General features: G+C 64.8%; 8 protein-coding genes. 2 read left to right on the top strand and 6 right to left on the bottom strand.

The features are described from left to right. Nucleotides 1-59 precede the first annotated feature (59 nt). Nucleotides 60-1,367, top strand: a complete 1,308-nt coding sequence (pepQ, locus tag SPH52_RS07070; protein WP_411794298.1) for a Xaa-Pro dipeptidase — start codon at nucleotides 60-62, stop codon at nucleotides 1,365-1,367. 4 nt (nucleotides 1,368-1,371) lie between these two features. Next, nucleotides 1,372-2,412, top strand: a complete 1,041-nt coding sequence (locus SPH52_RS07075; RefSeq protein WP_411794299.1) for a hydrolase — start codon at nucleotides 1,372-1,374, stop codon at nucleotides 2,410-2,412. Here the strand turns inward: SPH52_RS07075 and msrA are convergent. The 6 genes from msrA to galU form a co-directional block, all read right to left on the bottom strand. Continuing rightward, complete coding sequence (msrA, locus tag SPH52_RS07080) at nucleotides 2,393-3,007, bottom strand: peptide-methionine (S)-S-oxide reductase MsrA (protein ID WP_411794300.1); 615 nt, start codon at nucleotides 3,005-3,007, stop codon at nucleotides 2,393-2,395. The two genes, SPH52_RS07075 and msrA, sit on opposite strands and share 20 nt — an antisense overlap. A gap of 34 nt (nucleotides 3,008-3,041) precedes the next feature. Next, nucleotides 3,042-7,280, bottom strand: coding sequence for a translocation/assembly module TamB domain-containing protein (locus SPH52_RS07085; protein WP_411794301.1), 4,239 nt, complete (start codon nucleotides 7,278-7,280; stop codon nucleotides 3,042-3,044). 2 nt (nucleotides 7,281-7,282) lie between these two features. After that, entirely contained in the window at nucleotides 7,283-9,166 is a 1,884-nt protein-coding gene (locus SPH52_RS07090) for an autotransporter assembly complex protein TamA (RefSeq protein WP_411794302.1), read from the bottom strand. A gap of 54 nt (nucleotides 9,167-9,220) precedes the next feature. Then, nucleotides 9,221-10,138 carry a hypothetical protein gene (locus tag SPH52_RS07095; protein ID WP_411794303.1) on the bottom strand — a complete coding sequence of 306 codons (918 nt, stop codon included), beginning with the start codon at nucleotides 10,136-10,138 and terminating at the stop codon, nucleotides 9,221-9,223. Nucleotides 10,139-10,216: 78 nt separating this feature from the next. Next, a complete protein-coding gene (locus SPH52_RS07100) occupies nucleotides 10,217-11,530 on the bottom strand; it encodes a nucleotide sugar dehydrogenase (RefSeq protein WP_411794304.1) in 1,314 nt (437 codons plus the stop codon). Nucleotides 11,531-11,535: 5 nt separating this feature from the next. After that, the gene (gene galU / locus SPH52_RS07105) at nucleotides 11,536-12,426 is read right to left on the bottom strand and encodes a UTP--glucose-1-phosphate uridylyltransferase GalU (protein ID WP_411794305.1); all 891 of its coding nucleotides are present in this window, start codon (nucleotides 12,424-12,426) and stop codon (nucleotides 11,536-11,538) included. Between the last annotated feature and the right edge of the window lie 27 nt (nucleotides 12,427-12,453).

Here is a 12,453-nt window from a genome sequence, read left to right on the forward strand (position 1 = left end):
CTCGAAACCTTTGGCTCCGCCTTTTACACTGCGAGCGATGTCCACCGCAGGGAAACCTCATGTCAGACCCACTTGCCACGCTTCAGCGTGAACATCTCCAAATCCTCGAGCGGGACTATGCCGAGGTGCTGACCTCACTGGGCTACGATGGCGTGCTGATATACAGCGGCCATCCTGCCCTTCACTTCGGCGACGACCAGCACGCCAGTTTCAGCAGCTATGGTCATTTTCAACACTGGATCGGCCAGGCCGGACTGGCCCATAGCTGGCTGCTGATTCGCCCCGGGCAACGGCCCATCTGCTATTTCCATGCACCGGACGACTTCTGGCATCTGCCGCCCCACCTCCCCGAGCAAGCATGGACCGAGCATTTCGAGGTGCTGACGGGCCGCTACGATGCCCCCCCGAAGCTCGGCACAGGCCGATTTGCCGTAATCGGCAACGTCTCCGAGACAACCGCCTCGGCGCTTGGAGTACAGTGCAACCCACCTGCGCTGCTGGCCGCGCTGGACGAGGGCCGCGTGCGCAAGAGCGAATTCGAGACTACCTGTCTGAGCGAGTCCAATCGCATGGCCATGCTCGGCCACCGTGCCGCCCGGGAAGCCTTTCTGGCTGGAGGCAGCGAATTAGACATCCACCTGGCCTACCTCCAGGCCTCTCGCCAGCGTGAAAGTGAATTGCCCTATGGCAATATCGTCGGCATCGGCGGCCACGCCGCGGTGTTGCACTACCAGCATTACGACACGGCAACGCCACACAAGCGCTACAGCCTGCTGGTGGACGCAGGTCACCGCTATCGTGGCTACTGTGCGGATATCACCCGTACCTGGCCGGGACCGGACGCAGAGCCCACCTTCACCGCGCTGGTCGAGCGGATGCATCAGATCAAGCAGCGCCTGATCGCAGCGGTCGCACCCGGCGTCGACTTCGTCGAGCTTCATGAGCGGATGCATCACTTGCTCGGCGAGCTGCTGGTTGAAAGCGAGTTGGTCACCGTCTCGGCGGAGAGTGCCGTGCAAAGCGGTATCACACGAGCCTTCTGTCCCCATGGGCTTGGCCACCTGCTCGGCGTCCAGGTCCACGACGTGGCTGGCCGCACGGCACGCGATGGCACTCCCCTGCCACCGCCACCCGAGCATCCGGCCCTGAGGCTGACGCGGGAACTGGAAACGGGAATGGCGGTCACCATAGAACCGGGGCTGTACGTCATACCCATGCTGCTCGAGCCGCTCGAGTCGTCACCCACGGGCCAGCACCTGAACTGGGCTTTGATCGAGCGCCTGGCTCCTCATGGCGGCATTCGCACCGAGGACAACGTGAGCGTCACGGCCCACGCAGCCAGGAACCTGACCGCAGATATCGAGTAATCCCATGCGTGAACGGTGGCAGCACGCCAGCTTCGCTCCCCCGCACGGCTTGACCAACCCGCACGTGCAGACGCTGCTGCCTCGCCTGTTGCCCAGGCTCCGGCTTGCACGCGACAGCGAGATCCTCGAGCTGCCCGACGGCGACTTCGTGGAGCTCAACTGGATCCGACCGGCCCCTGCGAGCCCGGAGGCACCGGTCTTCGTGCTGTTCCATGGCCTCGAGGGGTCATTCGATTCACCTTACGCCCGCTGGTTGCTGGCAACGGCCAGTGGCATGGGCTGGCGCTCGTTGCTCATGCATTTTCGCGGCTGTGGCCATCAGCCGAATCGCCTACCCCGCGCCTACCACAGCGGCGATACCGCCGATGCCTATTGGCTGATAAATGAACTGTCACGACGCTACCCCAAGGCGCTGAAGGTGGCGGCCGGTGTCTCGCTGGGCGGCAACATGCTGCTCAAGCTCGTCGCCGAACAAGGTGGCGGTGGCATCGACCTGGCCGGGGCGATCGTCGTCAGTGCCCCGCTCGACCTCGCAGCCAGTGCGGAGAGGCTGCATCGCGGTTTTTCGCGAGTTTATGAACGTCATCTGCTGAACGCACTGAAACGCAAGGTTGCACCCCGCCTTGAGCGTGGCGAGCTGCCCTTGGCACTGGATAGCCGTGCACTGTCGCGAATCGATAGCCTGTGGGGATACGACGATGCAGTGACTGCGCCGCTGCATGGCTTCAGCGATGCTACCGATTACTACCGGCGCGCCTCCGCCGGTCGCTTGCTCGGTGAGGTCGAGCTACCCACCCTGATCCTGCATGCCGACGACGACCCCTTCATGCCTGCGGGCCTGTTCGAGCGTCTACCCGAGCCAGCCGATGCGGTGCGTCTGGAAATTACCCGCCATGGCGGTCATGTCGGCTTCATGGAGTGGCGTAACCGACGCCTGCAGCCCTGGCTGGCGCGACGCCTGGCTGACGAACTCGCCTGCTGGGCCGACACTGGCGATTCGTGGCAATCGGCCATGGGTCGCCACCTCAGCCGATCGGACAACTGACCCCGGTCCCTCGCAGGCCGCAATAGCCTCCCGGATTCTTGTGCAGGTATTGCTGGTGGTACTCCTCCGCCAGAAAGAAGGCCTCCAGCGGCGCTATTTCCGTGGTGATCCGCCCTTGCCCGGCCTGGGCCAAGGAGTACTGGTAGGTGTCGCGGCTGCGTCGCGCTGCGGAGAGCTGGGTATCGCTGTAGGTATAGATCGCCGAGCGATACTGGCTACCGATATCGTTGCCCTGCCGCATGCCCTGGGTCGGGTCATGCGCCTCCCAGAACACCTTGAGCAGCGTCTCGATATCCACTTCCCGAGGGTCGAAAACCACTTGGACCACCTCAGCATGGCCGGTGCGCCCGCTACAGGTCTCCTCGTAGGTGGGGTTGGGCGTCACTCCGCCGGCATACCCCACCGCCGTGACATGGACTCCGGGCAACTGCCAGAACAGGCGCTCGGCCCCCCAGAAGCAGCCGAGGCCGAAGACGATCTGCTCGTGCCCCTGCGGAAAAGGAGGCAGCATGGAACGCCCGTTCACGGCATGGATCCCCGAGACTTGGAGCGGTGTCTCACGCCCCGGCAGGGCTTCGGCTGGGTCGACGTTCATGACGTTGTCCTCGATGAAGAGGGGCTGAAAAATTTCATGGTTGGCCCTCGAGTCTGGGCGGTCGGCCAGGCCGCGTGAAGAGGTACACCAGGTCGACGGCCTGGGCGGCGCCGGAGACGGCCTGCACGTACAGGTTGCGCCACAGGGTGTAGCGCAGAGTGAGTTCCGCGATCGGCGAAAAGATACCGACACCATAGCTGACGCGCAGATCTTCTGTCAGGTAACCGCTGACCACCACCTGGCTTTCGTCACCAACGCCGGTGGTTTCCAGCGCCAGGTCATCGATGCCGAAGGCCTGGCCGATGGCGCCCACCACGCCGCCTGTCTGGCCCAGCGTCAAACCGACCAGGGCCGCCGTCAGCGCCCCGTCGGCATCGCCATCCCTGGGCGCGCGACCGCGCAACAGGTAGGAAAGCGCCCGCGCCTCGTCCATGGCCGGCTCGGAGAAGATCGTCAGGATGGGCTCGGCGGCAAACCCGCTGACACGCAAGCCGGCTATGACACCGTCGTCGGTGATGTCCGGGTTGCGAATGGCCTCGAAGTCGAGCAGCGGCTGGTCCGGTGGGCCGCTGAACAACAGCTGGCCCTGCCGGATCAACAGATCCTGGCCGAAGGCTCGGAAGCGACCATCGGTGAGGTTGACCTCGCCGAACAGCTGCACCGGACCGTCCTGTTGACGCACTTGCAAGGTTCCGGCGAGCCCGGTCTCGAGTCCCGAGGCGGCAAGCATCATGTCGGGCCCGAGGTGCAGTTCCAGCCGTACGTCCAAGCGCATGCCGGCCTCGCGCAGGGCAACCGCAGCCGCTTCGTCGCCGCCGGAGGTCGCCTCTAGTTCCTCCTGCCGCTGGGCTCGCGCCTCGTCACGACGAGTGATGATGATCTCGTCAGGACTGGGACTGACCGCCGCCGGTGGGGCTTCGCCGATCTCGAGCCTGGCCCAGGGTACCTGGACGTCGCCACGCACGCGCAGCTCCTGCGGATTGATCCGCACGGCGATCTGCGGGGCAATGCGTAGCCGACCGAACTGCGGCAGGCTCACCAGCAGTGGACGCTGGGTACCGTCCAGGTCCACGGCGATGCGCCACTCATCAAGCGATGGCCAGCTGGCATTACCGTCGATGACCAGGCGCCCTTCGTCGCTGGCCACATAGCCCATGAGCCTGGCACTGTCGCCATTGAACTCGATGCGTATGCGGCCATCCTCGACGATCAGCGGCACATCGAGCCCCGAGGCACGCAGGCCGCTGAGCTCGAGCGCACCATTCAGGCTCGGGTTGTCTCGCGTACCCGCTATCCCGACCCGGCCAGCGACAATGCCTTCCAGCATGTCGAGCCCCTCGGCCAGGGTCCGGTAGCGCGACAGGTCCAGCCCGTCGAGGACCAGTACGCCGCTCAACTCACCGCTACCCAGGGGGTCGTCGAGAGCGATGTCCAGATCGATGCGACCCGCATCACCCAGCCCCAACCGGAGCTCTAGCGCCATGCGCGCCTGGCTGGCATCGAGCCGGACGTTCAGGCGAGTATCCGGCAGCGACCAGGGCTGCCCATAGATATCGCGACCTTCGAGGTCGAGTTCGCTGGCGAGATCCGCCGCGACATTCCACTGTCTTCCGCCCTGACGCCAGCGGGCCTGGAGCTGCAGGTCGGTCTGTCCCCCGGCACGCCAATCTTCCGGCAACCACTCCTCGAACATCTCCATGGGCAGGCTACGCACGGTCACGCTCAATTGCCCCTGATCGGCTCCCGCCTGCAGCGTCTCCTCCAGGCACAGGCGCCCGCCCTGCTCACGGCGCAAACAGAACGGCTGTACCTGGGCCCGGCCAGTAGCCAGGTCGGCAGTGAAGGCGATCGGTTCGTCGAGACGCATGTCTCCGTAGTCGGTGTCGACTTCCAACGGGTCGATGCGACCTGTGTAGCGCTGACGTTCGGTCGCCAGGCCACCCTCGAGGACCAGCGAAGCCCGCGACAGTGGCATGCCGCGGCCGGCCATGGCCATCAGTTCAGCGCGATGGGACGACAGGCGACCGGTCAGCCCAAGAGTGACCTCGCTGAATCGCTGCCCGCCGGCATTGAGGCGCTCGACGTCGAGGTTCACATCGAGCTCGGGATCGTCCAGGCCCTGTATGCTGCCCGCGAGTCGCAGCCTCTCCAGGCGATTGTCGGCGAAGGCCAGTTCCTGGCCCTCCAGATCGAAGTTCAGCCTTGGCCGCTCCGGCGTGCCCGCGGTACGGAAGCGCCCTGTCAAGCTGCCACTCAGCTCGTCGTGCAGGCTGCCAAGCTCGGTAAGCGAGATATCCCCGCTCAAGTCCATTCGACTGTCCGCGATCGCTCCACTGGCCGTGACCCGGTTGTTGCCCTGACGAAAATCGAACTCCTGCACCTGCCATTGCATGTCGCTGTTGCCAGCCAGGCGCGCCCGCAGCGACAGCGGCAATTCCTGCAACTCGCCGTCGATTGCCAAGCGCGGCACGCGCAGTTGCCAACCCTCCGGGCTCTGGCTGAAGGCGACATCCAGGTTACCGTCGAGACGGCCTTCCATGGCATCTGTAAACAGACCAGGATCGACATTGTCGAATCGCGCCGTGGCGTCGACATCAATGCCATCGTGCCATTCGATGCGTCCCCGGCTGACCACCGAGGCATTGCCGAGGCTAAGCGACAGCGGCGTCCAGGCGAAGTGTTCGAAATCGCCACTTCCCGACAGGGCGACCCGAGTCAGGGGGATATCGGGGCCTTCCAGGCGCATCGACAGCGCAGCGCTGTAGTCGACCAGACTACCCGATAGACGCAGGGAGAGATCCTCGACGACATAAGGCTCGGCAAGCTCCTCCGACTGTGCCAGTTCCGCGGCCATGGGCAGCGGCCAGCGTAGGAATTCGCTCTGCAGAGAGGCGCTGAATGGCACGGTGGGGTCCAGCACATCGGCTTGTGCCGTCAAGCGGACGTCTACCGGGCCGTGAGCCACCAGCTCTGCGCTGAGATCGCCCAGGCTGCCGCCCAGTCTCAGGTCGAGGCGCTGGCCGGCCAGCTCAGGCATCAGCTCGGGCAGCCACAGGGCGGTCTCGAGCCGAGCCTCAAGCGGGTAGTCGTCACGTAGTTCGATCCTAGCGGTAAGCCTGGCATCGGCATCGAGGCTGGCAGCTTCCAGCGCCGCTATCTCCACTTGCTGGCCGCTCGCCTCGAAGGCAAGGGTGAGGTGGCGCAAGGCGTAGTCCAGCGGACCGCTCACTTCGATACCGTCAACATGGACACGGGGCGCCGAGATGGTCAACGGCAGTACGATCTCGGGTAGCGCGATACGTTCGCGCTCTTCGAAGGGCAGCGCTGGCTCGGCGGCCGGGGCTTGCACGGTTGCTGCAGCAATCAGTGCCTGCTCGCTCAGCGCCGGGGCATCGACCGGCGCCTCCAGGGCCAGCTGGGCCGCACCGGATGGCGGGATGTCCACCTGCAGTTGGGTCAGTCGCGTAGGCAGCAGGGTCAGTCGCTCATCCTCGGCCTCGATGCCGGTGTAGAGGGAATCCCAGCCGATCCGCGTGCCATCGGCAAGCCACAGCTCGACGTTCTCTATGTCGAGTTCTGGCGCCAATATATCCAGCGGGAAGCGAAACGGTACCGGGTCCAGCGTTTGCGGTGCGTCTTCGAGCGCCTCCAGTGCGGACCGCTGTGCCACTTCGTCGTCACTGCCCGGCGCCGGCTGGGGACTTGTGGGCAGCACGACGCGCAGACCGTCAGCACGAGAGCCGCCCAGTTGCAGTTGGGCCCGCTCCGCCTGTGCCTTCGTCGCCAGTCGTGCAAGCTCGATCTGCGTGCCGTCGGCCAGTTGAACCCGGGTATCTTCGAGTACCAGTTCACGGACCTCCATCGGCAGCGGCAGTTGGATGGGGTCGCTCGCGACATCCCGCTGCGGGGCTGGCCGGGCCGGCTCAGGCTCGGCGTCGCCTTGATGCAGCAGCACGCGCCCGCCTTGCATGGCCAGGCGCTCGATGCACAAGCGACCGCGCAGCAGGCAATCATCCGCCCAGGTAAGCTCGAGTCGCTCGGCGGCGATATCGACGGGGCCCGTTTCGATCTGAAAACCATGCAGCACCAAGCGATCCAGCGGTGCTCCCTCGACGCGCTCCAACTGGTAGAAGCCCCGCTTGGCCCCCTCTTCGAGCAGCAAGCTGGCTCCCCAGGGCGACAGCGCCAGACCGAGTACGAGGATTGCGACGCCGATCGCCAGCAAAGGCAGCACGATCAGCAACCGCACGAACGACCATAGCAACAGACGCATTCTCAGAATTCCGGGCCGATGGCGAAGTGCAGGCGCCACGAGTTCTCCTCGTCATCGAAGGGGTGAGCGATATCGAAACGTACCGGGCCAACGGGGGAAATCCAACGTACGCCAAGGCCGGCACCGGTGTTGAGGGTTTCCGGCCACCAGTCGTCGAAGGCGTCCCCGCTGTCGACGAAAGCCGCCCCCCACCAGTTGCCGGTAATTCGACGCTGGAGCTCGACGCTGCCAGCCAGCATCTGTTGACCACCCCGCAGCAATCCTTCCTCGTTGCGCGGCGCCAGGGTTTCGTAGCCGTAACCGCGAACCGAACGATCACCACCGGTGAAGAAACGCAGTGAAGGCGGTATTTGCGAGAAATCGCTGGTCTCGATGGCGCCCAAGGCCAACCGTGTGACGAAACGCGTGTCATCGCCGAACATGCGTATCCACTCGGTGTTGCCTGTCATGCGCAGGAAATCGGCATCGGAACCCCAGACGCTGTCCGAATACTCGAAGGTGATGCGCTGTCGATCACCCCAGGTCGGAAAACGGGGGTCACGGGTGCGCGTACGCGACCAGCTCACCCCCGGGTAGTAGATGAAGACGCTCTCATCCTCACCGCCCTGGGTGAAGTCTTCGAAGGTGGCGCGCACGAACAGGGTCTGCACCCAGCGATTGTCGAACTCCCAGCGACGCGCCAACTCGATGGTCGCCTCGTTGGTACGCGTGTCCTCGATGTCGCGATGGCGCAAGCCGTACTGGAAACGGTACTGGTCGCGCAGTGGGTCATCCAGCGGCAGCAGATAGGTGCCGGTCAGATGTTGCTCTGGCTGGGAGATGAAAAAATCGTGCTCGAGGCTATGCCCAAAGCGATTGATCCATGGCTGGTTCCAGCCGAAACGCAGGCGCGGCCCGACATCGGTGGCATAGCCGATACCGGTTTCGAACTGATGACGATCGGCCGGAGCCAGTACCACGTCGACTGGCATGTTGGGACGCTCGGGCGCGCTCAGGCGAGCGACGGCAGCCAGAGCCGAAGCGGAGAGTCGGGGCCCGGTGGCTATCATGGTACGCGAGCTTGGTACCTGCGGCAGCGATGCCTCCCCTTCGGTCGCAACCGCGTTCCACCATCCCACCGTCGGTGGCGCCAGAGCCAGCTCGCGACGCGCGTCGAGCCGCGGCCGCACGCTGACCGAACTGAACCAGCCGGTCTGGCCCAGGCGCTGCGCATAGAGCGCTACCTGGCCGGCGAGATAGGGATTGCCTGGCTCGAAAGGCGCAATGTTGCGTAAACGGTCTTCGACGATATGGTTACCGCGAATCGCGATCTCCCCGAAGTCATAGCGTCGGCCGCTGTCCAGGGTTAGGTAGAGCCTGGCGCTCTCGTCGAACGGGCGTACTTCCATCCGTCGATCGGTGAAGGACCAATCGAAATAGCCACGCTCGAGGGCGAGATTGGCCAGCCGGTTGCGCATGCGATCCCACGGCGCATGTACCAGGGGGTCGCCCTCCGTCAGGGGAAAGGCATCAACGGTATCGCGAAAGGGCTCGTCCCTGGCGGCTTCACCCTCCAAGCGGATGTCGAGCACCTCGATGACGACTTGCGGGCCGGGATCGATGGCGAGACTTACGTAGCGCGGTGGTTCCTGCTCGTCGAGCTGCGAGCGCACGCGCGGCTCGTAGTAGCCGTAGACCCGCATGGCCTCGCGAGTGCGGCGCACCGCCTCACCTTCCAGACGACGTCGGTCGTACTGGGCGGCATCCAGATCACCGAGGTAGTAGCGGACGTTGTCGGCAACGTCGCCTTCCAACCCGTCGATACGCGCCTCGAGTGCCAGCGCTCCATGCGCCATGCCAAGACACAGGGCCGCCGCCCCCATGCGTGAGATCACGCCTCTTTCCATATTCACGGCTTCCCGACTTGACTTTTGCCCGGTCCATGGGTGGGCCGGGCAAAACTACCGCAGGGCTTCCAGCCCTGCGCTGAGTGACAGCTGCTCCTGGCGTAGCTCGCGCAACTCGGCCTCTATCGCCGTCAAACGGCCCTGAAGGCCATCTACGGCCTGCGTGGTTTCGTCACGCTCGGCGACTGCCTCGATCTCGGTTGCCAGACTGTCGAGACGCTCTTCCATCGCTGCTTCGCGCGCCTGCAAGCTCTCTTCCAGAGCTGCAAGCTCCTGCTCCATCAGCTGCCGGACATGTTGATCCAACACCTCGAGACGCTCCTCGAAAGATGCTCTCACGGTCTGCTGGCCTTCCGCCAGCTCATCGTGCAGCGATTGCCATTCGGCAAGACGCTGGCCATGACGTTCGCTGGTTTCAGCCAAGGCCTCGAGCCTCGCGGCCAGGGCTTCGCGCCCCTCGTCGCCGGCTCGCTCCAGCGAATCGAGGGAGGTGCGCACCGCCACGAGCATGGCTTCGCGATTCTCGGCCTCGCCGATCAGCCGCTCGAGCCTGGCCGCAACCTCATCAACGCGCTCATCGAGCGCTTCGTACCTCGATGCATCCCCTTCGGTCGCCTGCTGCAAGTCTACCTCCAGGCTCGCCATGCGCGCCACGATCGACTCGGCATGGCCTTCCGTGGAAGAGAGCCGTGACTCGATGGTTTCGAGACGATCGCCACGTCCCTCTTCGGCATCGAAGCGGGCGTGGACGTTGGACATCTCGGCGGAGATCTGTTGCAACTGGGTATTCAGGCGCTCGCGCTCCTGCCAACCCAGCCACGACACCCCGAGCAACATAGCCAAAAGGAGCAGCACGGCAAACTTCAGCGGCCACAGGCGTGGATGCGGTGGCAATGGACGGCGCGGCCTCGTCAGGCTGGAATCCGGGTCGGGCACGATGGGGCGTCGCTCGGAGGGACGCGCTTCGGGCATGTCAAACTCCTTCTAGGCAGGTGCGGCAGGCGCCTGTCCATTGTAAGCAGGTCAAGCACCTGCGCGCACACCGCCGCCTCAACGCGTCGTCGGCTGCTCTTGCGGATCAGCGCGGCGACCTATGCCGCGGTAGCTCAGCCCCCAGCTGGCCACATGACCGGGATCGTAGATATTACGGCCATCCAGCAAGAGGCGCTCGCGCAACAGCGAGGCCAGGCGCGGCCAGTCCGGATTCCAGTAGTGCTTCCACTCGGTCACCAGCATCAGTGCATCGGCTCCCTCACAAGCGGCATAGGGATCGCCATCGAACAGTGTCAGCAACGGATGATCGCCCACTTCTGTGCGCAGCGCCGAAGTTGCCGCCGGATCATGCAGTCGCACCCGCACGCCTTGGGCCCAGAGCGCCTTGAGCAGGGTAAGTACCGGGGCATGATCGATACGCGCCGAGCCCGGCTTGAAGGCGGCGCCCCAGATCGCCACGGTACGTCCCTCGAGCTGCCCATGGAAGTGGGTCCAGAGCTTGCGGAAGAGCGTCTCCTTCTTCTGCTCATTGATGTCGAGCACTTGTTCGAGCAGTGCCGAATGACGTCCGCTGGCCTCCTGCACATCGGCCAGGCGCATCAGGTCGCGCGAGAGGTGAGGCCCGCCGAAGCCACAGCCGGGATAGAGGTATTCGTAGCCGATACGGGAATCGGCACCCATACCCTGGCGCACGAACTCCACGTCGACCCCCAGGCTGTCGGCGAGCCCGGCGATCTCGTTCATGTAGCTGATGCGCGTGGCGAGCATGCCGATCGTCGCCAGCTTGGTCAACTCGGCGGCCCTACGCGGCATCAGCTGGATCACGTCGCGACGGCGGTTGAATGCCCGAAGCAGCTCACGCACCTGGGCCTCGGCCCGCTCGTCATCGCACCCCAGCAACCAGCGCCCTGGACGGGTGAAGCTGGCCCAGGCCCGCCCCTCCTCGATCATGTCGACCAGGGCTACCGCACGGCGCACGTCATGCCCCAGGCGCGACTCCAGCCGCTCGGTCTCGCCGACCGGAAAGGTCGAATTGTTGATCAGGGTGAGCGCCCCCCCCTGTCGCGCGGCTACCCCGGCCACCAGTTCGCCGGCTTCCTCGCGCTGCTCAGGCGACAATGCCAGCCAGAGGATGTCGATCTGTTCCGGCGAGGCATCTCCTCCACCGTTGGCCAAGCGCAAGGTACCCTGCTCCAGCCCCTCCTCGAGGCGATCGAGCAGGTCCGGCTCCCGCCGCAGCCAGTCGGCTGCCTTGAGCGATGGCCAGCGCATGCTTTCATGTGGCACCCAGAGTACCTGATGGCCGACCCAGGAAAGCGCGGCAGCCGCCGTCGCCGCCGCCAGCTCGCTACCATGTATCTCGATGCGCATGGCACTCACTCCGTGTGGCTATAGCGTGCGAGCAGCTCGCGGAAGCCTTCGCCGAAGCGCGGGTGACGGCGGGCATAGACCAGCGTGGCCTCGAGATAGCCAAGCTGGTGTCCGCAGTCATAGGTTTTGCCGCACATGCGCCAAGCGTCGACACCGTCACGCTGGCGCAGCGTCTCGATGGCATCGGTCAGTTGGATCTCGTCGCCGGCACCCGGAGGGGTTTCGGCCAGCAGCGCAAAGATGCTGCCCGGCAGCACGTAGCGGCCGATCACAGCCAAGTTGGAAGGCGCCTCCTCACGGGTGGGCTTTTCCACGACTCCGGCCAGGGGGCAGGAATTTCCGGCGGCGGGCGGCTCGCCCGCGGGGCTCACGATGCCGTACTTGTGCACGTTCTCCCAGGGCACGTCCTCGACCATCAGCTGCGACCGCCCCGACTCTTCGTAAGCGGCAATCATGCCGGCCAGGTCGTTCCGCTCGAGGCCTTCGTCGTCCACCAGCACGTCGGGAAGCAGCACGGCAAAGGGCTCGTCATCGCCGATGACGGGGCGGGCACAGAGCACGGCATGGCCAAGTCCAAGCGGCTCGTGCTGACGAACACTGATGATATTGACGTCGGCGGGCACGATGCCGCGCAGTTCGTCGAGCAGCTCCTGCTTGTTCTTGGCCTCGAGAGTGGCCTCGAGCTCGTAGTGAGTGTCGAAATGGTTTTCGATGGCGCTCTTGCTGGCATGAGTCACCAGCACGATGTCACGAATGCCCGCCTTTACCGCCTCATTGACCACGTACTGAATCACAGGGCGATCGACGATGGTGATCATCTCCTTCGGAATCGCCTTGGAAGCCGGCAGGCAGCGAGTGCCGAATCCAGCGACGGGCAGTACGGCCTTGCGAATCATGGTGCCTTCCTTGTCGGTCGGTGAACG

The organism is Halomonas sp. A29 (assembly GCF_046723295.1).
In the GTDB taxonomy this organism is placed as follows: domain Bacteria; phylum Pseudomonadota; class Gammaproteobacteria; order Pseudomonadales; family Halomonadaceae; genus Halomonas.